The sequence below is a fragment of the Nocardia sp. NPDC056000 genome, from assembly GCF_042269265.1.
Taxonomy (GTDB): Bacteria; Actinomycetota; Actinomycetes; order Mycobacteriales; family Mycobacteriaceae; genus Nocardia.
In genome coordinates, this window is the sequence record NZ_JBHJXS010000005.1 from 277,348 (window position 1) to 302,342 (window position 24,995).

25 protein-coding genes are annotated in these 24,995 nt (G+C 67.1%); 15 read left to right on the top strand and 10 right to left on the bottom strand.

Annotated features, from left to right (window positions below; all coding sequences use genetic code 11):
* Positions 1-53: 53 nt before the first annotated feature.
* On the bottom strand, positions 54-449 hold the full coding sequence (locus tag ACFC4D_RS16985; RefSeq protein ID WP_376064276.1) for a RidA family protein: 396 nt from the start codon (positions 447-449) through the stop codon (positions 54-56).
* Between the two features lie 132 nt (positions 450-581).
* Between ACFC4D_RS16985 and ACFC4D_RS16990 the strand changes: the two genes are divergently transcribed.
* A complete protein-coding gene (locus ACFC4D_RS16990) occupies positions 582-1,547 on the top strand; it encodes a helix-turn-helix transcriptional regulator (RefSeq protein ID WP_376064278.1) in 966 nt (321 codons plus the stop codon).
* Between the two features lie 2 nt (positions 1,548-1,549).
* Here the strand turns inward: ACFC4D_RS16990 and ACFC4D_RS16995 are convergent, their stop codons facing one another.
* Entirely contained in the window at positions 1,550-2,380 is an 831-nt protein-coding gene (locus ACFC4D_RS16995; RefSeq protein ID WP_376064280.1) for an alpha/beta fold hydrolase, read from the bottom strand.
* A gap of 62 nt (positions 2,381-2,442) precedes the next feature.
* Between ACFC4D_RS16995 and ACFC4D_RS17000 the strand changes: the two genes are divergently transcribed.
* Both ACFC4D_RS17000 and ACFC4D_RS17005 read left to right on the top strand, forming a co-directional pair.
* Positions 2,443-2,979, top strand: coding sequence for a helix-turn-helix domain-containing protein (locus ACFC4D_RS17000; RefSeq protein WP_376064283.1), 537 nt, complete (start codon positions 2,443-2,445; stop codon positions 2,977-2,979).
* Between the two features lie 34 nt (positions 2,980-3,013).
* Positions 3,014-3,556, top strand: a complete 543-nt coding sequence (locus ACFC4D_RS17005) for a hypothetical protein (protein ID WP_376064286.1) — start codon at positions 3,014-3,016, stop codon at positions 3,554-3,556.
* A 12-nt stretch (positions 3,557-3,568) separates the two neighbouring features.
* On the opposite strand, the gene ACFC4D_RS17010 is transcribed toward ACFC4D_RS17005, so the two are convergent.
* Complete coding sequence (locus tag ACFC4D_RS17010; protein WP_376064289.1) at positions 3,569-3,826, bottom strand: hypothetical protein; 258 nt, start codon at positions 3,824-3,826, stop codon at positions 3,569-3,571.
* 175 nt (positions 3,827-4,001) lie between these two features.
* Here ACFC4D_RS17010 and ACFC4D_RS17015 point away from each other — a divergent pair, with 175 nt between their 5' ends.
* Positions 4,002-4,277, top strand: a complete 276-nt coding sequence (locus ACFC4D_RS17015; RefSeq protein ID WP_376064292.1) for a hypothetical protein — start codon at positions 4,002-4,004, stop codon at positions 4,275-4,277.
* Here the strand turns inward: ACFC4D_RS17015 and ACFC4D_RS17020 are convergent.
* Together ACFC4D_RS17020 and ACFC4D_RS17025 are read right to left on the bottom strand one after the other, a co-directional pair.
* Positions 4,255-6,639 (bottom strand): ATP-binding cassette domain-containing protein, encoded by a 2,385-nt coding sequence (locus tag ACFC4D_RS17020; RefSeq protein WP_376064294.1) that lies wholly within the window; start codon positions 6,637-6,639, stop codon positions 4,255-4,257. The two genes, ACFC4D_RS17015 and ACFC4D_RS17020, sit on opposite strands and share 23 nt — an antisense overlap.
* Before the next feature lie 111 nt (positions 6,640-6,750).
* Positions 6,751-7,530 carry an NAD(P)H-dependent oxidoreductase gene (locus tag ACFC4D_RS17025; RefSeq protein WP_376064297.1) on the bottom strand — a complete coding sequence of 260 codons (780 nt, stop codon included), beginning with the start codon at positions 7,528-7,530 and terminating at the stop codon, positions 6,751-6,753.
* Between the two features lie 137 nt (positions 7,531-7,667).
* Here ACFC4D_RS17025 and ACFC4D_RS17030 point away from each other — a divergent pair, with 137 nt between their 5' ends.
* Positions 7,668-8,534: a helix-turn-helix transcriptional regulator gene (locus tag ACFC4D_RS17030; RefSeq protein WP_376064299.1), complete on the top strand. Its 867-nt coding sequence runs from the start codon at positions 7,668-7,670 to the stop codon at positions 8,532-8,534.
* A gap of 120 nt (positions 8,535-8,654) precedes the next feature.
* On the opposite strand, the gene ACFC4D_RS17035 is transcribed toward ACFC4D_RS17030, so the two are convergent.
* Complete coding sequence (locus ACFC4D_RS17035; RefSeq protein WP_376064302.1) at positions 8,655-9,899, bottom strand: MFS transporter; 1,245 nt, start codon at positions 9,897-9,899, stop codon at positions 8,655-8,657.
* Between the two features lie 113 nt (positions 9,900-10,012).
* Here ACFC4D_RS17035 and ACFC4D_RS17040 point away from each other — a divergent pair, with 113 nt between their 5' ends.
* The gene (locus ACFC4D_RS17040; protein ID WP_376064305.1) at positions 10,013-10,390 is read left to right on the top strand and encodes an ArsR/SmtB family transcription factor; all 378 of its coding nucleotides are present in this window, start codon (positions 10,013-10,015) and stop codon (positions 10,388-10,390) included.
* Positions 10,391-10,416: 26 nt separating this feature from the next.
* Here the strand turns inward: ACFC4D_RS17040 and ACFC4D_RS17045 are convergent, their stop codons facing one another.
* Positions 10,417-13,179, bottom strand: coding sequence for an AAA family ATPase (locus ACFC4D_RS17045; RefSeq protein ID WP_376064308.1), 2,763 nt, complete (start codon positions 13,177-13,179; stop codon positions 10,417-10,419).
* 154 nt (positions 13,180-13,333) lie between these two features.
* On the opposite strand from ACFC4D_RS17045, the gene ACFC4D_RS17050 reads away from it, so the two are divergent.
* From ACFC4D_RS17050 to ACFC4D_RS17065, 4 genes are read left to right on the top strand one after another with little or no spacing between them, the layout of a single operon-like run.
* Positions 13,334-14,869, top strand: a complete 1,536-nt coding sequence (locus tag ACFC4D_RS17050; protein WP_376064311.1) for a carboxylesterase/lipase family protein — start codon at positions 13,334-13,336, stop codon at positions 14,867-14,869.
* 9 nt (positions 14,870-14,878) lie between these two features.
* Positions 14,879-16,357, top strand: a complete 1,479-nt coding sequence (locus ACFC4D_RS17055) for an AMP-binding protein (protein ID WP_376064314.1) — start codon at positions 14,879-14,881, stop codon at positions 16,355-16,357.
* Entirely contained in the window at positions 16,354-17,259 is a 906-nt protein-coding gene (locus ACFC4D_RS17060) for an enoyl-CoA hydratase (RefSeq protein WP_376064317.1), read from the top strand. The genes ACFC4D_RS17055 and ACFC4D_RS17060 overlap by 4 nt, the downstream gene beginning before the upstream one ends.
* A complete protein-coding gene (locus tag ACFC4D_RS17065; protein ID WP_376064318.1) occupies positions 17,256-19,040 on the top strand; it encodes an enoyl-CoA hydratase-related protein in 1,785 nt (594 codons plus the stop codon). Before ACFC4D_RS17060 ends, ACFC4D_RS17065 begins: the two co-directional genes overlap by 4 nt.
* 12 nt (positions 19,041-19,052) lie before the next feature.
* Here the strand turns inward: ACFC4D_RS17065 and ACFC4D_RS17070 are convergent, their stop codons facing one another.
* Together ACFC4D_RS17070 and ACFC4D_RS17075 are read right to left on the bottom strand one after the other, a co-directional pair.
* The gene (locus ACFC4D_RS17070) at positions 19,053-19,466 is read right to left on the bottom strand and encodes a DUF4440 domain-containing protein (protein WP_376064319.1); all 414 of its coding nucleotides are present in this window, start codon (positions 19,464-19,466) and stop codon (positions 19,053-19,055) included.
* 14 nt (positions 19,467-19,480) lie between these two features.
* Positions 19,481-19,969 (bottom strand): MarR family winged helix-turn-helix transcriptional regulator, encoded by a 489-nt coding sequence (locus ACFC4D_RS17075; RefSeq protein ID WP_376064321.1) that lies wholly within the window; start codon positions 19,967-19,969, stop codon positions 19,481-19,483.
* Positions 19,970-20,131: 162 nt separating this feature from the next.
* On the opposite strand from ACFC4D_RS17075, the gene ACFC4D_RS17080 reads away from it, so the two are divergent.
* From ACFC4D_RS17080 to ACFC4D_RS17090, 3 genes are read left to right on the top strand one after another with little or no spacing between them, the layout of a single operon-like run.
* Positions 20,132-20,566, top strand: a complete 435-nt coding sequence (locus tag ACFC4D_RS17080) for a DUF4267 domain-containing protein (RefSeq protein WP_376064322.1) — start codon at positions 20,132-20,134, stop codon at positions 20,564-20,566.
* A 48-nt stretch (positions 20,567-20,614) separates the two neighbouring features.
* Entirely contained in the window at positions 20,615-21,034 is a 420-nt protein-coding gene (locus tag ACFC4D_RS17085) for a DUF2871 domain-containing protein (protein ID WP_376064325.1), read from the top strand.
* 25 nt (positions 21,035-21,059) lie between these two features.
* Positions 21,060-21,500: an SRPBCC domain-containing protein gene (locus ACFC4D_RS17090; RefSeq protein ID WP_376064327.1), complete on the top strand. Its 441-nt coding sequence runs from the start codon at positions 21,060-21,062 to the stop codon at positions 21,498-21,500.
* Between the two features lie 42 nt (positions 21,501-21,542).
* Here ACFC4D_RS17090 and ACFC4D_RS17095 read toward each other — a convergent pair whose 3' ends face one another.
* On the bottom strand, positions 21,543-22,679 hold the full coding sequence (locus ACFC4D_RS17095; protein ID WP_376064330.1) for a lipase family protein: 1,137 nt from the start codon (positions 22,677-22,679) through the stop codon (positions 21,543-21,545).
* 147 nt (positions 22,680-22,826) lie between these two features.
* Between ACFC4D_RS17095 and ACFC4D_RS17100 the strand changes: the two genes are divergently transcribed.
* Together ACFC4D_RS17100 and ACFC4D_RS17105 are read left to right on the top strand one after the other, a co-directional pair.
* Positions 22,827-24,236, top strand: a complete 1,410-nt coding sequence (locus ACFC4D_RS17100) for a PQQ-binding-like beta-propeller repeat protein (protein ID WP_376064331.1) — start codon at positions 22,827-22,829, stop codon at positions 24,234-24,236.
* Entirely contained in the window at positions 24,233-24,988 is a 756-nt protein-coding gene (locus ACFC4D_RS17105; protein WP_376064332.1) for a hypothetical protein, read from the top strand. Before ACFC4D_RS17100 ends, ACFC4D_RS17105 begins: the two co-directional genes overlap by 4 nt.
* The last annotated feature ends 7 nt before the right edge of the window (positions 24,989-24,995 follow it).

Below are 24,995 nucleotides of genomic sequence, written 5' to 3' on the forward strand. Positions count from 1 at the left end.
TCCGGGGATACGGAGCGGCCGTCCTCCTCGAATTCGGAGAAGGGTGCCGTGGCTCAGGCGACGGCGGTGCCTTCGAGCTCGACCAGCTGGCCGGGGATCGCCAGGCGCGTCACCCCCAGCATGGTGGTCGTCGGGGCCACACCCGCGGCTCCGAGCCGCGCGGCGAGCACCCCGTAGTGCGGGAACAGTGCGTCCACATCGGTGGTGTAGACGTTCAGCCGAACGAGGTTCGCGAGCGACATACCCGCTTCGCTGAGCACGGCTTCGAGGTTCTCCACGGCCATTTCGAGCTGTGCCGCCATATCGCCCTCGTGCTCGGGGCGGCCGTCCTTGCTCATCGCGGTCTGCCCCGAGATGTACAGCGTCCGTGACTCTCCGGAAACGATCTCGCCCTGGTTGAAGCCCATCTCCTGCGACCAGGTCACCGGGTTGACTGCCGTGCGTTCCATTGCCACTCCAATCGTTGCGCTCGAGCGCTCGAGCGCCCGGGGCCCGATGGCCACCGTCGTCGACGCTCGAGAGAAGAGATTTCCAGCGATACATGACATCCTGTGTCATGTTTTCCGGAGAGAATCGAAGCTGTGCGCGCCGATAGGTTGGTCTCGCTGGTATTGCTATTGCGCCAGCGCGGCCGGATGACCGCGGACCAGCTGGCCACCGAGCTGGAAGTGTCCGTTCGCACCGTGCTGCGCGATATCGACGCGCTGTCCACGGCGGGCGTGCCGGTCTACGCCGACCGCGGTCGGCACGGCGGCTTCTCGCTGCTTCCCGGCTTTCGCACCGAATTGACCGGACTGAACCACCATGAGGCTCTCGCCTTGCTCACCGCCGGATCGGGCCGGGGCGAAAAGGCTTTCGGGCTCAGCTCTGCCCTCGCCTCGGCGATGCGCAAGGTGGTCGACGCGCTACCCGAAGGCCACCGGGCCACCCTTGACGATGCCGCCAAGCGGTTCCTGGTCGAGCCGGAGACCGATCTGCTCTCGCGGCGAGCAGGCACAGAGCAAGTGGCGACCGGGGTGATGGACGAGGTGCGGCATGCGGTACTCGCCGGACACAAACTCCGCTTCGAGTACGCCGCACCCGACAAGACGCCGCGCTGGCACACCGTCGATCCACTCGGACTCGTCACCGTCCGAGACCGCACGTACCTGCTGGCGACGAAGTCCGGGGAGGATCGCACCTATCGGTTGTCGCGAATGTTGTTCGCGGAGAAGCTTTCCGAGCCCGCGGAGCGCCCCGCCCAGGTGGACCTCGACCGGATCTGGGCCGACCGAAGCGCACGCTTCCTCTCCGAGGACCACATCCCGGTCCTGATCAGAGTCAAGTCCACCCGTCGAGAAGAGCTGCTGAACGCCACCCGCAGTGTCCGCGCGGAGCACCCCGAACCAGAGGACTGGGTTCGTCTCGACGTGACATTCGAGGATCTGCGACATGCGATTTGGGCGATCTGGCAACTCGATACCGCCGTGGAGGTCCTGAGCCCTGATGAACTCCGTACCGCGCTGCGCGAACGGGCTCTGGCTGTTGCCGCACGATACGGGCGTTGACGCTACGAATTCACCAGTCGGACAATCGCGGCCGCGACCTGCTCGGGTTGTTCGGCGGGGATGATGTGCTGGCAGGCGGCATCCTCGAAATGCGCGCCGACCTGTTCGGCGTATCGGCGCTGATACTCGCGCAGGGTGTCGAGATTGCGGGCCTGATAGCGCGCGGCGCTGGTCGAGGACAGGACGGTGATGCCGGATTTCGGGGGTTGTGGTGGGCGGCTGCGGAATTCGCCGATCGCCGCCGCGACGGCCGCGATCTCATGCCGGGTGCGGGCGAGGTCGGCGGGGGTGAAATCCTCCGACAGCATGGTGGCGTAGGTGTCGGCGGGGAATTTGCGTCCGTAGGAGCGGGTCAGCAGTCGCATGAGCGGTGGGTAGTGGCTCAGCGCCTGCTGTACGGCGAGGATGCGATCCGTCTTCTTGGCGGTCGGAGCCCAATTGTCGTACGTGGGAGCGTTTTCCGGTGTCGGGTCGAGCAGGACGAGCCCCGCCGGGGACAGCGTTTCCGCGGCGCGGCGCACGATCAGCCCGCCCATACTGTGCCCCACCAGAATCAGCCGGTCCGGTGCGAGCGCCTCGACCAGCGCCACCAGGGTGGCGGCCATATCGTCGATGCTTTGAGGTGCGGCAGGGGCGGCGCTGCGGCCGCGTCCCGCTCGGTCGTAAGCGACGGTGCGCGCGTCGTTCCGCAATAGCGGCACGACCCGATCCCAGAGGGTGCGCCCAGCCCCCGCGCCGGACTCGAACACCACCCACGTTCCCCCGCTCCCGGCCTCTTCGAAGTAGATGTCGTTGCCGTGCACAGTCATTCGACGCCCAGGCGTATCCCGCATGGCGGCTTCCTCCCAATCGATCCCAACTTTGGGAAAGGTACCAGGAATGGGATAGTTGCGATATGGACCCGACAGAGCTGCTGCTGCATCCGGTGCGATTGCGCCTCATCCACGCCCTGGCCGGCGGCCGATTGCGCACCGCGGGCGAGCTGTGCGAGCGCCTGCCCGATGTGCCCCGAACCAGCGTCTATCGGCACCTCGGTCTGCTCACCGAGGGCGGCATGCTCGAAATCGGCGATGAGCGCCGCGTGCGCGGCGCCGTCGAGCGCTCATACCGCCTACGCCCCGACCGCCCCACCGTCCCCTCCGACACCCCGATGACCGTCGACGACCACCGCCAAGGATTCGCCGCCGCCATGGCCGTCCTGATCGCCGAATTCAATGCCTACCTCGACCGCCCCGACGCAAACCCGATCGCCGACTCGGTCGGCTACCGCCAGGGCACCCTCTGGCTCACCCCCGACGAACTCGACACCATGCTCACCGGTTTCCGCGACATCGTGGCCCCACTTGCCACCAACGAACCCGAGCCGGGCCGACGACCGTACTTGATCAGCCCGATCCTGTTCCCGGCAGAGGAACCACCGGTGCCGAACTGAAGGCATTCGCCATGTCGACCTATGCTCGGTGGCCGTGACCGCCGACGAGATCCCCAAGCGCCGTTTCCTGGTGTGCCATGACTACGGAATGGGCGGCCTATGGTGGTGGATTCACGCCCGCTCGGCCCGCGAGATCGCTGAAACATTCGCGGAGACAAAGGTTATCGAGGACACGACACGATTCTCGGAGGCGTTCACGCGCGATCTGACCGAGGTCGACATCGATGAGCCCAGCCCGCCGGGCCTACAGGATCTTCGTGAACAACGAGACGCCCAGCGTACCCGCCCCGGCTTCGGAGCGCTGGCCGACCGAGCCGTGCTGTACACCCGCCAACGCTGGGATGAGGATGACCTTGCGGCAGCCCACTACTTCACCGAGATCATCGACGGCTACCGCACCCGCCAGGTGGAGGTCCGCGACAGCGGAGAATCGGTCCGAACCGGCCTCGACGACTTCCCCCTGAACCCGCCCATCGACCTGTGGGACCCAGACCTGGCGGCCTACGAAATCACCGCGGCGGAGTTCGAAAAGACCTGGGAGCATGCTGTTCCCCCACCCGAAGGCTGGTACGGCTGAGCGCACCGGAAGTCAGGCGCTGCGCGGTTGAGCGAGGTCGCGTTTGACGAGAGAGCGGATGTACGCGGACTTCGACAGCCCGAGCTTGACCGCGCGAGCAGCGACACGACGATCCATATCGTCGGACATCTGCACAGTGCGCGGCTCGAGTGCGGGATCGGCATCCTGTCCCAGCTCGAGGGGCAACTCGACTTCGAGGTCGGTGAAGTTCAAGCGACCCAACAGGTCGTTCACTTCATTCAGGGTGGTGGGGTCGAGTGGATAAGTCATCGGTGTACTCCCACTGCTCGTACCGATAGAGCTGTACGCCCGTCGATGTGCGCATCGGGAATTCTATTGGACTGCCGGGGATTACCCGAGGGTTGTTTCACCTCACCCTCGATCGGTTGCGACTTCGTGAGTGTCGCAGGGAGTTCCGGCCGTTGCGGCGTCATACGCTGCGGTTATGGGCGATGACATCGGGGTGGCGGGGCGTATCGAGGTTGGATATTCGCATCTGTTCGCTGGGCTGGAATTGCGGCCCAACCGGGATGCAGATGAGTACCAGATTGCGTTCTCGGATGGGTCGGTGGCGCGGGGTGAGGTGCTCACGGATGTGGGTGGGGCCGGGGCGTTGCGGGTTGAGTCGTATCGGACGGCTGCGGGGACTGATATGCCCGAACGGGTTTGGATGTTGCGTGCGGGTGAGGCGGGGGCGTTCAAGCTTGGGAGGGCGTTGTGATCGGGGCGCGCTGCGCTAGGGCTGCTGATAGGTAGGGGGCGGTTCGGCTGCGCGCTGAGCGTGCGACTTTCGGTGGGGTGCCTTGGGCGACTACTTGGCCACCGTCTTGGCCGCCGCCGGGGCCCAAGTCGACGACGTGGTCGGATTGGGCGGCTACGGTCATGTCGTGTTCGGCGATGATGACCGTCGCGCCTGCGTCGACCAGTGAATGTAGTTGGCGGACGAGGACTTCGGTGTCGGCGGGGTGGAGGCCGGTGGTGGGTTCGTCGAGTAGGTAGAGGGTGGCGGCGCGTTTGGTGCGTTGGAGTTCGGAGGCGAGTTTGACGCGTTGGGCTTCGCCGCCGGAGAGTTCGGTGGCGGGCTGGCCGAGGCGGAGGTAGCCGAGGCCCACCTGTTGCAAGGTGGTCAGGGCGCGGTGGGCGGCGGGGGTGTCGGAGAGGAAGTCGGTGGCTTCGTCGACGGTGAGGTCGAGGACCTCGGCGATATTGTTGTCGCGGTAGGTGATTTCGAGGGTTTCGGGGTTGTAGCGGGCGCCGTGGCAGGTGGGGCAGGGGGTGTAGGTGCTGGGGAGGAAGAGGAGTTCGACGGTGACATAGCCTTCGCCCTGGCAGGTTTCGCAGCGGCCGCCCGCGACATTGAAGGAGAATCGGCCTGCGCCGTAGCGGCGTTGTTTGGCTGCAGGGGTGGCGGCGAACAGCTTTCGGACCGTGTCGAACAGGCCCGTGTAGGTGGCCAGGTTCGAGCGGGGTGTGCGGCCGATCGGCTGCTGATCGACTTCCACGACCCGGTCGATGCCCGACTCGGAGGTAGCCTGCCTCGAAATCGCATGCAGGAGCGTCGATTTGCCGGAACCGGAGACGCCGGTGATGACAGTGAGGACGCCCAGCGGCAGCTCGACATCGAGCGCATGCAGATTGTGTTCGGTGAGATTGCGCAGTTTCAGCGCACCGGCGGGCTTGCGTGGGATGTGCTGGGGTTCAGCCGAATCCGGGAACAGATAGCGCCGAGTGGCTGAGTCCTGGACTTTGTGCAGTGCGTCCAGCGGTCCGCTGTAGAGCACGTGCCCGCCAGCGGTTCCCGCCCCCGGACCCACGTCGACGATCCAGTCCGCCTGGCGCACCACGTCCATATCGTGTTCGACCAGAAAGACGCTGTTGCCCGAGTCGCGCAGGCGCATCAGCACCGAGGTCAGTGCTGCGGTGTCGGCCGGATGCAGTCCAGCCGAGGGTTCGTCGAGCACATAGACCACACCGAACAGCCCTGAGCGCAACTGAGTTCCGAGCCGCAGGCGCTGGAGTTCGCCGCCGGACAGGGTCGGGCTTTCGCGTGACATGCTCAGATAGCCGAGCCCGAGTTCAACCGGCACCTCGATGCGGGCGATCAGGTCCCGGCTCAGCACAGCCGCCGCATCGTCGCCCGAGGCGTGCGGTCGTAGGACCTCCGCCAGCTCGGCCAGCGGCAGGCTAGCCAATTCGGTGATGGTGCGACCGGCAAACGTCACCGCCAGCGCCTCGGGCCGCAGCCGTTCCCCATGGCACAGCGGGCAGGTACGCGTCGTCAGGAACTGCGCCGCGCTCTTACGCCGCGCCTCGCTCTTGGATTCGGAGAAAGCGCGCAGTACAAGGTCTTTCGCGCTGGTGTAGATGCCTTCATAGGATCGCTGAATGCGCCCGGCTTCACGCTGGGGGCGCACCGTCACCACCGGTCGTTCCTCGGTGAACAGGATCCACTGCCGAGCCTCGGCAGGCAGATCGCGCCATGGAATATCGATGTCGTACCCGAGCGTCGCGAGGATGTCCCGCAGATTCTTCCCATGCCAGGCCCCCGGCCAGGACGCGACCGCGCCGTCCCGAATGCTCAGCGCGGGATCCGGAACCATCGACTTCTCGGTCGCCTCGTACAGCGTGCCCATCCCGTGACACTGGGGGCACGCTCCCTCAACGGTGTTGGGCGAGAACGCATTCGAATCCAGATGCGCCGCCCCTTCCGGATACTGTCCCGCCCGCGACAGCAGCATCCGCAGATAGTTCGACATGGCCGTCACGGTGCCCACGCTCGACCGCGACGACGGCACCGCCCGCCGCTGCCCCAACGCCACAGCGGGCGGCAGCCCTGTCACCTCGTCGACATCGGGCGTCTCGACTTGCTGCAACAGCCGCCGCGCATAGGGCGCTACCGATTCCAGATACCGCCGCTGCGAATCGGCGTACAGCGTGCCGAACGCCAGCGACGACTTCCCCGACCCGGAGACCCCGGTGAACGCCACCAGCGCATCGCGCGGCAGCACCACATCCACCCCGCGCAGATTGTGCACGCGCGCACCGCGTACCCGGACATACGGATCGACCTCGGGCGACCTCATGACAACCCACGCTACCCAGCTCGGTCCGGCGCGCGTGATCGGCACTCCGTCGCGGGGTTCGGTACCGCTCGCCAGCAGTACGACGAGCTTCTCGCGGCAGCCCCGGTCCGGCTAGCCGCGCACGTGTAAACCGAATCCCGCCCGGCCCGCGCGCTCGAGCCCCTGTTTCAGTTGCAACGAGGGAATTTCGTAATCGCCGAAGTTCTGTCGCCGGAACGCGATCGGCTCGGTCGACTCCAGGGTGAGCAGGCGCTGCCGCCATGCCTTGGCGATGTCCGGGTAGTCTGCGTCGGTCGTGCGGTCGGTGCCGTACAGCACGAACGGCGGCAACACCTCGATGCCCGGGTAGTAGAGGATTCCGTGCTGGATCGGGAACAACAAATCGTCGATGGGACCGTTGATCCCGCGCGCGGCGTAATGCGACTCCGGACCTCCGGCGGTCACCGACAGCAGCGCCTTGCGGCCCGCGAGGGTGCCTTCGCCGAAGCGCTCTCCGTATTGGACGTCGTTGTGCTCACCGACGCCGTAGGCGAAGTGATAGGTGAATACCCGGTCCACCCAGCCTTTGAGGATCGCAGGCATCGTGTACCACCAGAGCGGGAACTGGAAGATGATGGTGTCGGCCCACAGCAGTTTCTCCTGTTCGCCGCGCACGTCCGGGGTGAGCGACCCGGCGTCGAACGCCCGCCCCGAGTCCACCGCGACTTGCAGTGGATTCGAGGCGTGGGGGCCGTAGTCCTGGGCGTCGACAACCGCCTTCCAGTTCATTGCGTACAGATCGCTCACCCGCACCTCGTGCCCCACCTCCCGCAATGTCGCAACCGCGAGGTCCTTCAGCGAGCTGTTGAGCGACTTCGGCTCCGGGTGGGCATAGACGATCAGCGTCTTCATAAGAACTCCTTCGGATCGGTGCCTTCGATCCTGGACGCCGTGGTGTCGGCTGTTCAGAGACGCCTTTTCCGTCGGACGGGACTTCCTGGTAATCGCAGGGCCACCTTCGCCGGTGCCGCCCCGGCCATACTGGGGCAATGGACGACTTGGCAGGTTTCCTGCGGACCCGGCGGGCCCGGGTCGATCCAGTGGACGCCGGGATCCCGACCGATAGGTACCGCCGAGTCGAAGGGCTTCGCCGCGAAGAGGTCGCGCATCTATCCGGAGTCAGCGTCGATTACTACGTGCGCTTGGAGCAGGGGCGTGCGACGCAACCGTCGGAACAGGTCCTCGACGCGCTTGCCCGCGTCCTGGGTCTGGATGAGACCGAACGCGGGCACCTGTACCGGCTGGCGCGGCAGCGCCGCCGCCGCGCCAGGACGCCGGGCGGTCGGGTCCGGCCGGAGGTGTTGCGTGTGCTCGACCTGGTCGTCGGCGCACCGGCGCTGATCATGGACCACCGCCTGGACGTGCTCGCGGGAAACCGCCTCGCGGGCTTGCTGTTCGGCCGTGCGATGCCGGGCCTGAACACCGCCCGGCACATCTTCCTCGACGAATCCGAGCGCGGCCTGTACGCGGACTGGGACAACTGCACTCTGGACGTGGTCGGACACCTTCGTCTGGCCGCCGGTCGATACCCCGAGGACCCCGGTCTGGCCTCGCTCATCGGCGAATTGTCCATGGGCAGTGAGCGTTTCCGTCGTCTGTGGGCGCGCGCGGACGTGCGTGCCCGCACCCACGGCCGCAAGGCATACCGGCATCCCCTGGTCGGACTGCTGGAACTGCACCAGGAGAACTTCGCACTGCCGGACGAAGGCATGGAGCTGCTGGTGCTGTCCGCGGTCCCCGGTAGCGCCGCCGAGGACGGGATACGCCTGCTCGCGAGCTTGGGTGCGAACAGCGCTGACGCGCACCCCACGATGAACGCTCGCATCCGCGAGTCAACCGACAACCGCACACCATGACTTCCCGCGTCCTAGTCGAAGGTGCTTGCGCCAGTTCAGCGACACGTCTTCGACGGAGCGATTCGGTATCGAAACATACTGTGGTACAGGGGTTTTGTATCACGCAGCATTTGACGATCTTCACGTGGGGGAGATGGCGGGGCGATTGCTCCGGATCGTCGCGGCCGCGACCAGGGACAGCGCCAGCAGGGTGAGGGCGAAGGTAGTCGCACCCGCCGACAGGCCCACGGCATCGCTCAGATATCCGGCGCTGACCGGCAGTAGCCCGGCGGGGATGTAGCCGCCAATATTGAACGCCGCGTTGGCTTCTGCCAGTCGAGCGGCAGGTACCGCGTGGTTGAGCAGGGACAACCCGCCGAGTTGGCCCAAACCCTGGCCCGCCCCGGCGAGCAGGGCCGCCGCGATCAGATAGTTCGCCGATGAACCGTGTACGGCGACCGTCAAGCTCAGCATGGCCACGGCGGTCGCGGCGGCGGACGTCGCCATGATCGCCGAGCGGGGCAGCGAGCGGGCCGCGAACTGGACCGCCGTGGCGGTGAGGAACATCGCGAATGCCATGGCGCCGGCAAGGATTCGGCTGGCGGTGCCGAGCAGCCCGGACAGCAGCGCGGGACCGAGCGACAGCACGAACGATGTCGCGGTGATGCCGGGAGCGAAGACCGCGATGCCGAGCAGGAGCTGGCGGCGGTTGGCTATGGGAACCCGGGGCATCCGGACCCATGACCCCGTACCCCTATGCTCCGGTCGCCCGATCGGCATGCGCAGCACGGTGATGAAAGCCGTAGCCAGCAAGGCGATTTCGACCAGGAAGACGGTCACCGTCGGGGCGGGTGCGTTCTCGGACAACACACCCGACAGCAGTGGTCCGACGCCTGCGCCCAGAACCATTGCGGTGGAAGCGAATAGCGCACCCAGGTGCTTACGCTCGGCTCCGGCGACATCGGTGACCGCGGCCATGCCCGCCGAGACCGCCGCGCCGACCGCGATACCGGTGAGCAGCCGGGCGATTATCAGCGCCAGCACATCGTTCGCGGTCGCGAAGATCAGACATGCGGTGGCCGCGAGGACCAGCGCCGGGACAAGTACCGCTTTGCGGCCCAGCCGATCAGAGGCGACACCGGATACCAGCAGGGATCCGAGCAATCCGGCGATGTAGCACGCGAACACCACGGTCATCGTCCCCTTGGAGAACCCGAAGTCCCGCTGCCACAGCACATACAGCGGTGTCGCGGCGTTCGAGAGGATGAAGACGGCGGTCACCGGCCACGCGGCCAGCCAGATCCACCACTTGGGCGCCGGTCGCGGCGGGTTGCCGATACCGGGTGATGTCGGCGCATCCGCCGACCGGGGTTGTGTCGCAACCATTTTCACTACCTCACACTCATAGTACGAATCAACTCGTACTAGTACGAATGGAGTCGAACATAGCATGTAGTACGATCAAACTCGTACTGGAATCGATAGTGAGGATTTCGCCGATGGTGACCAAGGTGCGCCCCGCGCCGCAGTTCACGCTCCCCCCGGAACCGGTCGCGGCACCCGAACCGCTACCCGAACCCGGCATCGACGAACTGTGCCTGGAAACCGTCATGGGCGCGCTCAGTGATCCGCTGCGACTGTTTATCGTGCGAAAACTGCTGCTGGACTCCGAGCAGTACGACCACCCCTGCGGCTGGTTCGGCATCGACCGCCCGAAATCCTCACTCACCCACCACTTCAAGGCGCTGCGCGAAGCGGGCGTTACCCGGCAGCGGCAGTACGGGCTGGAACGCCGCAGCCAGGTGCGCGTCGACGACCTGGAGACGCGATTCCCGGGTCTGCTCGCTCTGGTCGCGGCATGGCGGCCCGCGGACTGACCGGCTCGGTGCGTCGGTGTCCGGCGTTAGTCCAGGAGTCCGCCGTCGACGGCGCGAGCGAGTTCGAAACGGCTTGTGGTGCCGGTCTTTTCGTATATTCGGGTGAGGTATCGCTCGATGGTCTTCACGCTCAGGAATACCGACTCGGCGATCTCCCGGTTGCGTCGCCCCTGCTGGACGAGACGGGCGATCTGCGCTTCGGTCTCGGTGAGCGTGGTCCGCGCACCGGTGCGCGCCCGCGGAATGGCGATACCCCGGCGGCGCAGCTCCACCACGGTGCGCCGCCGCCACGGCGCGGCCGAGAGCGCACCGAAGATCCGCGCCGCCTCCATCAGATGTGGTTCGGCGTCGGCGTCGAGCTCCGCCAGCCATAGCCGCCCCTGGCCGCGCAGCAGCTCGAGGCGGTATGCGTCGGCGAGCCGGACGCCGTCGGCCACGGCCTCGGGATCGGCGTTCGCCCACCCGTGCACCAGTCGCGACAGCACCAGGGTCGGCCGGTCCAGAATCTGCTCACCTTCGGCGAGCAGGTCGGCCGCGAGCCGCGCCCCGCGCTCGCGAGCCCCGGCGTCGGTCTCGACGGCGGCCAGCCGTGCGAGTAGTTGACTGCGCCGCCAGCGCGGAGTCGCAGACGAATCCAGTTGGGCGACAAGGGTTTGCCGGGCGCCACGGACATCGCCCGAGAGCCAGTGCAGTGCCGCGCGCGCCCACTCCCGCAAGGCGATCGCGTGCCGGTCCGTGGACAGCGGGTCCGCCAGCGCCCGCTCGGCCGCGGCGAATTCACCGCGCTGGGCAAGTATCTCGACGGTGAGAGCGGTCAGGGTATCGCGATGCGTGGGGGTGTCCTCGAGATCGGCGGTGGCTTCCCCGGCTATGGACAGCGCCGAGGCCCAATCGCCAAGGTGCAGTGCGTTGTACACCGTCGCCGTGGTCAGATCCTCGCGATAGAGCACCACACACGCCGTGGTGGCCAGGCTCTGGGCTTGGGCGATGGTCGCCGATGCCGCCTCGGTGTATCCCGCCGCGGCCTGCGTCGCCGCGGTCACGGTGGTGGCGCCGAGCCGAGCGGCCGCGGGGGCGGTTCGCGCGGCGTCCGCCAACCGCCGCCACAGCTCCGGCAGTGCACCGAAGTCCGATTGCATGACCCGAGCGCGAATCAAATGGCCCAGGGCCGCAATCTGTTCCGGGATAGGCTCGGTCGCGATCGACTGTTCGGCCGCGGTTACCAGCGGCTCGGCCGGGCGGTCTGTTACCGCATGGATATGCGCGGCCTTGGCCAGCAGCCGCGCGCCCGCATCGGGTGCCGCGACCGCGGCGTCGATCAGATCGGCGGCCTCGTCCAGGGCTCCGGTCAACACCAGTGCGTCCACCGTCAGCGTCACCAAACGCGCACGCTCCGCACCGGATTCGGTCGCGGGCAACACCGTTCGGGCCACGGTCGCGGCCTCCTGCGGACGACCCGCCAGCAAAAGCGCCCCCGCCAATCGCGATCGCAGCCGCGCCGCGCGCGGATCGCCGGGCCGGGTAAGGGCCGCTGCCCGCTCGAACAGCGGTACCGCCGCCCGGGGCGCGGTCGCACCGGCCTGTACCGCGGCTCGGGTGAGCACCTCGATGGCGCGATCGTCCCCGACCTCGGCGATTTCATGCAACGCGGCGGCGATCTCGAGATCGGTCTCCGGGGACTGCGGCAGCGTGTAGAGATGCTCGACGATCAGCCGCTGCCAGTGCCAGCGCTGCGCGGGACCGATCTCCCCGCACAGCACATCCCTGACGAACTGGTGGACGACTCGGTAGCCACCTTCGCTGCCGCACACCAGGATTCGCCGCTCGATCAGCGCGTCGAAAGCCAGCGCCGCCCGCCTCGGCTCCAATCCGGTCATGGCGGCGACCACTCCCATACGAGTCGGGGTCACCATGCCCATCAGCGCCACCGCGCGCGCCAGCAGCCGTGCCTCGTGGTCCACGCGCAGCACCCGGTCCAGGAAGGCCCGCCGCCGATCGTCGGCGGCGACGGCCGCGACCGGCGCGGTCGAGCCGCCGATGCCGAATTCGCTGATATCGACCAGCGCCTGGAGCGCGAAGAGCGGATTCCCGCCGCTGCGTGCCGCGACGGTCGCGACCGCGGCGGCGGGGTCGATTCCGCCGGGCAGCGTTGCGGCCGTGACCAATTCGCCGATCGCCGCATCGCCCATCGGACCGAGCTCGATCTCCCGCAGCTGCCCGCGCTCGCGACTCCAGTGCAGTACGGTGGGCAGCTCGCTCGCGTGCGAGAACGACACGGTCCGCAGATTGCCCAGCAGCACAAGCGGATTCGTCGCCGGTTGGCGCAGCAGCACCGTCACCAGTGCCAGCGTGTCCGCGTCCAGCAACTCCAGATCATCGACCGCCAACAGCACCGGCGTCACCTCGGTCAGCTCGCCGAACAGCACGCGTGCGGTCGCGGTGATCGCGGCCACGGGGGCCGCCGTGGCGACGTCGAGCAACCGCACCAGCGAGCCCGTCAGCGCCCCGCATTCCAGGGCCGGATCGGCGTGGCCGGCCAGCGCGGCGCGCAAACCCGAATAGGCGATCGGGCGATCGAGTTCATCGGCCCCCAACCGCACCACATTCCAGCCCTCGGCGGTGAGCCGCTCGCACATCCCCGTCAGCACCCGTGATTTGCCGATCCCCGCCTCGCCCCGGATCAGCACCACCCGCGCCGAGCCATCGAGTGCCGAACGCACCCGCGCCATATCGCCGTCACGGCCCAGCAGCGGAGTGGTCGGTACCGCGTACCGATCGATATCGATCATCGGCAGCCCTTTCCGCGTGCGTGCTCACCCGCCGTCGTCGCCGGGCGAATTCCGAGTATCGCGCATTATCGCGAGGGTATTCCCCACTGTCCCCGCAATCGCCGACATCGCAGGCTGAACAGCGTCAACGCATCATCGACGATGGGAATTGGGCATGCGGACAGTCGCGTCGACCACGTACGGTCTGGTCAAAGGTGTAGTGCAGGACGGTGTGTACGTCTTTCGCGGAGTGCCGTACGCCGCCGCGCCGGTGGGCCCGCTGCGCTATCGCGCGCCGGTGCCTCCCGAGCCGTGGGACGGTGAACGCGACGCCGCCGAATTCGGGGTCGCCGCACCGCAACACCGGCCCCCGGGCAGTCTGGGCGAGCTGTTTTCCCCCGACGGCCCCACCGGCGAAGACTGCCTGACCCTCAATGTCTGGACCCCCGATCTCGGAGCCGCCGGGCTGCCGGTCCTGGTCTGGATTCACGGCGGCGGATTCCTGTTCGGCGGCGGCACCGGCAGCCCGCTGGTCGACAAGGGATCATTCGCACGGCACGGTGTGGTCCAGGTGTCGATCAACTACCGGCTCGGCATCGACGGGTATCTCTGGACCGACGAGGATCCCGCCTCGGGTAACTTCGGCACCGCCGACCAGATCGCGGCACTGCGCTGGGTCCGGGACAATATCCGCGCGTTCGGTGGCGACCCGGACGCGGTCACCATCGCGGGCAACTCGGCGGGCGGCACCGCGGTCGGCGCGCTGCTGGCCGTTCCCTCGGCGCGGAACCTGTTCGCGCGGGCCATCATTCAGAGCGGCTATCCCGACCCGCTGCTGTCACCGGCTTCCGCGCAGCTCTCCGCCCGCGAGGTCTATCGGCGGGCCGGGCTGACCTTCGGCGATCTCGAGGCCTTGCGCGCTCTGCGTGACGCCGACCCCGAACGGGTGATCGGCATTCAGCGTGACCTCTTCGACGAGGTCGTCGCCACCCGCGACGTCGATCGGTTCGGGGCGGAGATAGCGCGCAGCGGCAACCCCTTCCAGCCTGCGGTGGGCGGTGAGTTCCTGCCCTCCACTCCGGTCGACACGATCGCCAGACCCGGCCATGGCGGGGTTGATCTGCTCATCGGATACAACCGGGAGGAGTTCCGCCTGGTGCTCGGCGTCGGCCTGATCACCCTCGACACCGCCGCCGTCACAGCGCATTTCGAGGGCGTGCTGCCCGGGCGCGGCGCCGAGGTGCTGGAGCTGTACCGGTCCACCCGCCCGGACGCGGATCCCGGGCAATTGCTGGCCGCCCTGGAAACCGATCGGATCTATCGCGCCCCGTCCACCCTCCTGGCCCGCGCGTCCGCGCTGCGCTCACCGTCCACGTACTTCTATCGATTCTCGTGGCAGTCAACGGCTTTCGATGGCACCATCGGTGCCGGGCATACGGTCGAGCAACCCTTCGCCTTCGATGCGCTCGATGTGCCCAAGGCCGAATCCTTCACCGGCCCCAATCCGCCCCAGCGTGTGGCGGACGATCTGCATCGCACCTGGGTGTCGTTCGTCAGTACCGGAAATCCCCGTCATGACAGTTTGCCCGCATGGCCGCGCTACGACCTCGCGCACCAGGCGCTGATGGACTTCGCTGACACCGCGACCCTCATCCACGATCCGGACCCCGCGGAGTTGGCGCTGTGGGTCCCCGCACGGTCGCACGCGTAGGGGGCGGCGATGACCGTGCTGCCCATCGGTGATCAGCTCACCGTGCTCGCGACCCTCGAACCCACCCGCCCCGCCGTCACCTGCGGCGAGCGGACCATCACGCGCGCCGAGCTCGAATCCCGGGCCAACCGACTCGCCCGCGCCTATGCCGCGCTCGGGGTGCGCCAGGGTGATTTCGTCAGCATCGGCCTGCCCAACGGCATCGAATTCTTCGAGACCTGTTTCGCGGTCTGGAAATTGGGGGCGGTCCCGCAGCCGGTCGCGGCCGGGCTCGCACCGCGCGAGCTCACCCAGGTTCTCGAACTGGCCGTACCCGCGCTGCTGGTCGGCTTCCCCGAGGAGCTGTCCGCCGCGCTACCGCCCGGAATACCCACGGTGCCAAGGGGATTCCAGCCCAACCCGAATCTGGACGATTCCGCGCTGCCATCGCGCGTGTCGCCTTCGTGGAAAGCGCCTACCTCCGGCGGCAGCACCGGACGGCCCAAACTCATCGTGGCGGGGAACTCCGGTGAGTTCGATCCCGAGGCGGCCGGGTCGATATTCCGGTTGTGGCACAATCAGGTTCAGCTCATCCCCGGTCCCCTCTATCACAATGGACCGTTTGCCGCCGCGATGATCGGCGCGCTACTGGGGCACCACCTGGTGGTCATGGTGCGGTTCGACGCCGCCGCGGCACTCGAGGCGATCCGCGCGCACCGCGTCGAATTCGTCAACCTGGTCCCGACCATGATGCTGCGCATGCTGCGAGTGATCGAGGCTGACCCTGCGGCCTACGACCTGAGTTCCCTGCGGACAGTGTGGCATTCGGCCGCTCCATGCCCACCGTGGCTCAAACAGCGCTGGATCGAACTCGTCGGCCCCGACCGGCTCTACGAGAACTACGGCGCGACCGAGGCCCAGGTGGTCACGGTGATCTCCGGCGCGGAGTGGCTCGAGCATCGCGGCTCGGTGGGCCGCCCGGTGGTGGGTGAGATCAGGATCGTCGACGCCGAGGGGCGACCGGTGCCCGTCGGTGAGGTCGGTTCGCTCGCGGTGCGCCGCCCCGCGGGCACCGCGCCCACCTACCACTACCGCGGCGCGCAGGCCCTCGAGTACGCGGACGGCTGGGAGGTGATCGGCGATATCGGGCACCTCGACGCCGACGGCTACCTCTACCTCGCGGATCGGCGCACCGATCTGATTCTGCGCGGCGGCGCGAATGTCTATCCCGCTGAGGTCGAAGCCGCGATCATCGAACATCCCGACGTGCTGTCCTGCGTGGTGGTCGGTCTGTCCGATGAGGATCTCGGCCAGCGCGTGCACGCCCTGGTGCACTCCGCGAACGCGGACCTCGACGAGCAGAGCCTGCGCACTTTCGTCTCCGGGCGCTTGGCCCGATACAAGCAGCCCGCTACCTACCGCTTCGTATCAGAACCGCTCGCCAACGACGCGGGCAAGGTGCGCCGCGCCGCGTTGCGCGACGCCGAACAAGAAAGGCTCAGCCGATGAGCGACTACGCGTTCCTGCGCTATGAATCGCATGCGGACGGCACCATCGTCCGAATTGTGTTGGACCGCCCGCAGACTCGAAACGCGCAGCATCGCGGTCTGCTGGTCGAACTCGACGAGGCCTTCCGCCGTGCCGAAACCGATGATCGGGTGCGGGTGGTGATTCTGGCCGGGGCGGGCGCGGTGTTCTCCTCCGGCCACGATCTGGGATCGCCCGAGGCACTGGCCGAGATGCTGCCCGGGTCCACCGGTCATCGATCCTTCGCCGGTAATGGCGGCACTCGGGAATCGGTGGAGCGCAGGATGATTCAGGAGTGGCACTACTTCTTCCAGAACACGCTGCGCTGGCGGGATCTGCGCAAGATCACCATCGCCGAGGTGCAGGGCGGGGTGTACGCGGCCGGGCTCATGCTGATGTGGGCCTGCGATCTGGTCATCGCCGCCGAGGGCACCCGATTCGCCGATCCGGTTGGGCCCCGGCTCGGCGGCGCCGGAGTCGAATACTTCGCGCACCCATGGGAATTCGGCCCGCGCAAGGCCAAGGAGCTGCTGCTCACCGGTGACGCGATCGATGCGGAGGAGGCGTATCGCCTCGGCATGATCAACAAGATCTTCCCGGCCGATCAACTCCCCGCGCGCACACTGGAGTTCGCGGGCCGAGTAGCCGCGCTGCCGTCGATGGCCTCGCTGATGGTCAAGGAATCGGTGAACCAGTCGGTGGACGCCCAGGGCTTTCGCACCGCGCTGACCTCGGTGTTCTCCCTACACCACGTGTTGCACGCGCACTGGGCCGAATTGCACGGCGGTGGCGCGGCCTACGCCACCGAAGCCGACGGGGTCGGTGACTGGCAGGCCGCGCCGCCGATGACGGTCGCGACGAAGGACACGGTCGGCGGGCGATGACCGCCTACAGTCCGATTCGCTGGGATCGCCGAGCCGACGGCATCGTGCTGCTCACGCTCGACGATCCACTGCGCTCGGCCAATACGATGAATACCGCCTTCGCCGCCGCACTGTCCGACACCGTCGATCGGCTTTACCGCGAACACGACGCGGTGACCGGTGTGGTGATCACCTCGGCGAAGCAGACGTTCTTCGCCGGAGGGGATCTGCGCGAAATCCGGGACCTGCCAAGCGAACCGGGTGCGGAACGACCGGGACTGCTCGCCAAGACCCAACTGCGCCGCCTCGAACAGCTCGGCCGGCCCGTGGTCAGCGCGATCGCGGGGGCGGCGCTGGGCGGCGGATTGGAGTTGGCGCTGGCCACACACCATCGCATCGTGGTCGACGCCGTCGACATCGAATTGGGCCTGCCCGAGGTGACATTGGGCCTGCTGCCCGCCGGTGGCGGCATCGTCCGCACGGTGCGACGGCTGGGCGTGCGGGCCGCACTCGAGGATGTCCTGCTGCCGGGGACGCGCTTCACACCCCGGCAGGCGCTGGCGCGCGGACTGATCGATCAACTCGTCGGTGCGACTGAGCGACTACTCCCACAAGCGATTCGGTGGATACACGCGAACCCGGATGCCACCCAGCCCTGGGATCGGCCCGGACATCGGATTCCCGGCGACGCGGTCACCGCGGTCGAACTCGCGGCCCTGGTGCGCCGATACACCGGCGGCGCACCGTATACCGCACCGCACCACATCACCGCCGCGGCGGCGGAAGGGGCGCTGTTCGATTTCGACACCGCGTGCGCGATCGAGGATCACCACGCCGAGCGCGTCTCGACCGGGACCGTCGCCAAGAACATGATCCACCTGACGTTCTTCGACCCGCGCGAGGTGCGTAGCCTGCGGCCCCGGCTCGCCGGTCAGCCTCGGGTCACCTCTGGCGAAGTTGCCGTTCTCGGCGACACCGTCGCTGCGGCGCGGATCGAGAAGCTGCTGGCCACACAGGGTTTCACCGTGCGGCGGTTCGCGGCCGGGCCCGTTGATGACGCGGTCGCGCGCCTGGTGATCGATGCACGCGGCGGCGCTGGTCACGCGGGGGAGTCGACCGATCCCGGCTCGGTCTCGTACCTGACCGCCGACGCCCTGTTGACCGGCCCAGCGAAGGAACCCCATCGGGCGCACCTGCGGATCCCGATCTCGGCCGGCGGCCCTGCGGTGCTCGAAATCGATGTCGGCCGAGCCGCGGCCGACATCGACCCGCGGATGCTCTGTGATCTGGCCGAGGCCCTGGGATGGACCCCGATCGTCGTCACCGGCCCGTATATCGCCCGGCTCATCGCGCAGATCGTCGATGAGGGCCAACAGATGCTGGCCGAGGGCATATCGGCGGAGTCGATCACACAGGCCGCCCGGGTGGGCGGCTTCACGCTAGCGGTGGTGCCGTCCACCCCGCCGCCCGCACAGATCACCCGGCCCCCGAAACCGCAAGTGTCCCTTGCCGATCTCACCGACCGCCTGCTTTTCCGCGTCGCGCTCGAGGCGATCCGCTGCCTGGATGACGGCACCGTCGCCTCGGCGGCGGAAGCGAATCTCGGATCCGTTCTCGGGGCCGGTTTCCCGCGCTGGACCGGCGGTGCCCTCCGATTCGCCGACAGCTACACCGGTGGCCCAGCGGGGTTCGCCGACCGTGCGAGGCAACTGGCCCTGGACCACGGCCTCCGTTTCACACCCCCGGAATCGCTGGGCGCGGTCACGTGCGCAGCGAGAGCCTCGCGAGATCGCGGGCTATGAGGGCGGGGAAGCCTACCCGACCACCGTCCCCTGGTGATACAGGATCGTCCAGTCATTCGCGGCGCGCTGCCAGACCGTCAGGCGCCGGGTGAGCCGATCATCTTGTTGCAGGGTGTAGGTGAGTAGATAAGTGTCCGAGGCGATTTCACGCAGTAGGAAATCGCTGGTCTGCCACGAATCCTCCTCGGCGCCGGGCTCGGCGGCGAGCCGTCGCTGTTCGAGGGTGGCCCACACGAATTCCCTACTGTATCGCTGTCCCGATGCACCTGTCTCCCAAAAGTCCGGTGCCGTGGCCCGCTCGAAGTCTTCACGCGACGTGCCGAATTCGGGATGGTGGAAGATCGGCTCCCGGCATTCCAGCTCGGCGAGGACACCGAGCAGGTCGGCTGCGGTGTGGCGATCGGGTTCGGAGGCCGGGAGTTCCATGATGCGAGCCGAGTTCACTGCGCGTTTCGGCGGGCGCGACGCCGTCTTTGCAGGCCGGGGTGGATTCCGGCCGGAAGGTCCGCGTGTGCGGCGATGCGATGCAGGAGGGGGATGAGCAGGCTTCGCTCGCTCTCGTCGAGTGGTGCGAGGATTTCCGATTCCAGTGCGTCGGCCTCGGATTGGACCGCCTCGAGCATCTCGCGGGCGTGATCGGTGAGATGCACCGCGTGCGCGCGCCGGTCGTCCGGATGCGGGCGCCGGGTCACCAGTGCGCGTTCCTGCAGCTCGTCGACCAGTCCGACCATCGCATTGCGGTGCACCCGAAGCAGATCCGCGAGTTCTTGCTGACTGCGGCCATCCTCGGCTGCCAGGTGACCCAGGACCGCGAAGTGAGCGGGATCCAGATCCAATCGGGACAGCTGTTCGGTGAACCGATATGCCACGTGATGACCGATCTGCGACAGCAGAAACACCCCACGCGAGTCCAACGGCCGGTTCACCATGGCCTCACTTTAGCAATCCAACATGACTGCCATCGAACATGATTGACAACTAATCGGATTGTCATTTACTGTGACAATCTAGCGCCGCTAGATTTCATCGCTAGGGCGCCGAATGCCCTGTCGGACAACGGCTCACCGCCACAACGTCACTGGAGAACCACCATGTCGCGCACAACCATCAACACCGTCCTGGCCGCCGCCGTCGTTCTGTTCACCTTCTATCTCGCGATCTCGTTCGTGCTGACCCCCGAGGCGGCTGCCCAAGGCTTCGGGCTGCCCGAGATCCCCGCCGACGGCGGCGGATTCCTCATCGTGAAAGGCTGCCGCGAACTCGCGATGGGCCTGGGCACAGGCATCCTGCTGCTCACCGGCCAACGCCGCGCCCTGGGTTGGGTCTTGCTGATGACGGCCGCCGCCCCGATCGGCGACATGGTCAATGTCCTGGCTCACGACGGCTCCACGGCCACCGCGTTCGGCGTCCACGGTTTGACCGCAGCGCTGATCGCAGTCACCGGCCTGCTGATTCTGCGCGAAACCAGCAACGCGCCCGAGGACCAGTCTCTCGCCGGCCGGGAACCCGCCGCGCAGCCCGCCTGACATCGGCAGACCTGAACGACCGCAATATATTTCACGAACGAGGACTCGATGAAACAGCTCTATTGGGCCGCCGTCGGCTACACCGTGCTGGGACTGCTGTCCGGCCTGTTCTACCGCGAACTCACCAAATCCCACGACTTCACCGGAAAGACCGAACTCGCCGTGGTCCACACCCACCTGCTGGCGTTGGGAACACTGTTCTTCCTGATCGTTCTGGTGCTCGAACACCAACTCGCCCTGTCCGATACCCGCGCTTACCGCTGGTTCTTCATCCTCTACAACGCGGGCGTCCTATGGATGGTGGCGTGCATGACCGTCATCGGCGCAAGGACAGTCCGCGGTGACAGCAAGTACGAATTGCTGTCGCACCTGGCCGGCGGCGCGCACATCTTGCTGACGATCGGATTCGTGCTGTTCTTCCTCAGCGTCCACCAGGCGATCACCGCACGCCAGCACGCCCGGAATTGACGGTGGGGATTGCTACAGTCCCGCCATGTGCACAGTCACGTCCAAGGTTCGTATCGAAGCACCCCGAGAGATCGTGTGGGCGGTGCTGACCGATCCCGAATATGTCAGGCAATGGCAGTACGGCAGCGTCCTGAGCACCGACTGGTCGATCGGTTCGCCGATCAGGTTCACCACCGAATGGGATGGAACCACGTTCGAGCAGTGGGGCACCGTGCTACTGGTCGATTCCCCCGCGCGGCTGCGGTATTCGCTGTTCGCGCCCCGCCCGGAGCTCGAGGACAAGCCGGAGAATTACTTCACCATGGGGTACGCGCTCGAAGACGACGCGGGCGCAACGGAATTGACGATCACGCAGGAAGATCCCCGCGAGACCGACGGTGTTGAGGGCGACGACGAGGGGGAGAGCCCCGTGCTCGCGGCCTTGAAGGCCCTTGCCGAAGCCGAGGCCGCAAACCAGCGGGCCTGATATCGCGCGTTTGCCATCGGCTGCCGGGCACAGGTTGTCGCTTCAGAAATGGGCTCGCAGAAACCGCAGTGCATCGGGCAAGGATGCAAGGAACGCTCCGCTGTGATCCTTGCCCGGATATTGGGTGACGCCGACCGTGATGCCGGGGTTGCTGCGCTGCAATTGCTGGCCGAATTCCTCTGTGTAGGTGGGGGGTACGTCGATATCGGCGGTGCCGTAGCCGATGGAGACATCGATCGGGAAGTCATCGGTTCGGAAGCCCGCCAGGGCGGCGATATCGGCTTCGAAGGTCGGTGTAGGGGAGTCCGGGTCGGTGACCAGCGCCGCCGGGCGTCGCCCCTGCGCCGCGGCGGTGAGATTCGCCAGGCAGGTCGAATTCGCCTGTGCCACATAGTCGCGGCCGAAGTCGGACAGAAACGGCGTCACCCGATCCGGATACAACTGCTGCATCGCCGCCAGATAGTAGGCGGCGTAAGCGATTTGGTTGGCGGACCCGGTGGAGGAGCGCTGGAACATCGTGCGCAGGCTCGGTCCGGTGTTGGCGCGCAGGCCGGTGACGACCGCGCCGTTCAGCCCTGCCGCCCGTCCGGCGGGATCGTAGAGCGAGACCGCGCTGAGCGCGGCGTGCGAGCCCTCGGATTGTCCGATGACGACCCAATTGTGTGACAGCGGAACTGGAGTCGTGCGGATCGCGGCTACCGCGTCCAGGATGGAACGGCCTTCGACGATGGTGTTGTAGTAGCTGAACCCGCCGCCGGTCCCCAGCCCCTGGTAGTCCGGAGCCAGCACGGCATAGCCGTTGTTCAGGATCTCGTTGAAATAGGTGCGGTTGCGCTCTGATTGGGGTTGGCGCGAGGGAGCGCACGCATCGGCGATCCCCACCGTGCCGTGCGCCCAGACCACCAGCGGCCAGCCGCCCGCCGGAGGCAGCCCGGGCGGTACGTACAGTCCCGCCGAGGCGGGTGCGATCTGCGCGTACTGATTCGTTGTCGTGTATCGAAGCTCGATCGCGGCGGCGGCCGCCGGGAATGACCAAGCCGGATCGAGCACGCCGAGACCGGATACCTGACCGAAGCCCGCGTTCTCGGCGGTGGCCGCAGGGCTGGCCAGGGCGGCCGAGAGCGAGAGGCAGGAAACGGCGACGACGCAGGCCGCCTTGCGCAACGACAGTGCGAACATGGTCGACAACCGTAGTTCCCGAATCGCCTACGCCAGTGCCACCGGTGGGAAATCGGGCGCGGCGGACCGCTTCGGCGGTAGCTGATACCTTGCGAGGACGCGCATTTGGACTGGTGTCCGAATCGACACTTCGAGGGGGACTACCGCATGAACTCGCCCGCATCGTGGTTCACAGGTCCGAACAGGTACCGAATCTGGATCGCGGTACTGGTCGTGGCCGTGGTGGCGGGCGTTGCGACCTTCGCGTGGGTGGTCCGATCGCCCCGGCAGTCCCCGCAGGCGACCCCGGTGGTGGGCGGCAAGTTTCGCATCGCGTCCACGCTCGACTCCGCGCCCAGGCCGCTGTGGACGGTGCGTGCCGCCGACCTGTCCGACGAGCCCGGTGCGGTGCTGCTGTCCGCCCCGCACGGCCTGGGCAGCTATTACGGATACGGCGCGCCGATGGATGCCGGGACCACGATCGTGGCGGCCACCGCGGTGCCCGCCAGTGCGAACGGTGGAGCCGGACAGCCGGTCGATTCGGTGCGACTGCACGGGATCGACCCCGAAACCGGAAAGCCGCGCTGGACAATCGATGCCGGTACGATCGCCAGCTGCGGCGAACGGGTATTCCAGGATCTGCTGACCTGCTGGGACACCCATCGGGTCCTGATCATCGACAGCGCGACGGGCGCGGTCCGCACCGACGCCACCACCGATTTCGAGGTCGAGCACGTCGATGCTCGCGACGGTGTCGTTACGGTGGCCGGTCGTACCGCTGATCTGCAGACCGCCGTGTTCACTCGGGGAACCCTCTCCGATATCGCCGCGAGCTGGCGCAAGAGCTTCCCGACCATCGTTCCCGGCGACCCGGTCATCCCCATCATCAACGCGCCGGATTACTTCCGGTACGGACGGGACGGCAATGTCCGGGTCCATGACTTGCGAACTGGCGAACCACTTTTCACCGGACCGGTCAGTTACGTCTTCAACGGCGGCATGATCGCCTCGCAGGTGATCGATCGCAGCGGCACCGCGGGAAAGGTCGCGTTGCTCGGTCGCGACGGCCATCGGATCACCGAGGTCGCCAACGCCAGCTTCCTACTCGAGTGGTACCCGGTCGCTACCGCTGCGCCGCTGCCGATCATGACGGGCGAAAGCGCCTACGACCGGACGACCGGCGCAATCCTGTGGACCAACCCCGAGATCGGCATCGACGACTATGTCGGACGCTCGAGCGCGATCGAGGGCGTGGTGCGCGATTGCGTGCTCGTGCGATCACTCGATGGCACAACGCTTTCCGGCCTCGATCTCGCCGACGGTCATCGAGTGTGGCAGCGGCCCTCGCCGTTCGAACACGCCACCAAATTCACCAGGTACGACGGCATCACAGACGCCACCCATCTCATCCTGACCGACAGTGTCACGGTGCAGGCGATCGACGCTGCCGACGGTTCGACGGTGTGGTCAATGTTGTTGCCGCCCAGCGGCGATCCTCGAGCTCGCGCTCAGGTGCAGGCGCTGGGCGGTCGTATGGTGACCACGACCGCCCAGGACTTCACCGGATACGGCGTGTGAGCATGTCACTAGATCTGATCGTCGTTTCGAGCAGCCTCGAACCAGTTGACGCCGCGGCTGTCTCGGCCCTCGAACAGCGCCTGGGCATGCCGATGCCGCTCGGATACGCCGACTTCATGGCGACTTACGGCCAGGGCAGTGTCTGCAACGCTTTCGATGTCTGGGGGCCGACGCGCATTCTGGACAGTCTCGACGGCATGCGAGAGATGTGGGCGGAGTACTGGTTCTGGAAGCACCCGGAACTGGGGCAGGCTGATTTCGCGGACGCCGTACCGGTGGGCGGTTCATCCGATGGCGACCAACTGGCACTGGTCCCGGGGCGGGGTCTTGTGATGCTGCCGCGTCATTCGGATGAGGCGATCGATGTGGGCACCTCGTACTCCGACGCCGTGCGCTGGTTCTGCACCTCGGGACGCCTCGTGGTGGCCAGTGAGGTGCTGTGGTTCGCTTCCTGGACCCGGCAGAGCTGCTACGAGAACTGGGCGGGTGGTGAGCTGGATCGGGTGCGGGACGCGATTTCGGACTTGGAAATGCATGTCGCGGAGGAGGCGTCCGGTGCGGACGCGAGTACGTTCCTGATACCGGCCATGGGTGGTCACGTGTCCGTCCTGCGGCCCTCCGGCGACGCGGAGTTGTATGTGCACGTGCGATTCGAGCCGGAATTCGCGGCGCTCCACGCGCGGATCGAAGCGGCGCTGATCGGAACCGCAGCGCGTCGAATGGCGCGCTGGGGAGCAGAACCCGTCACCTAGCGTTCCT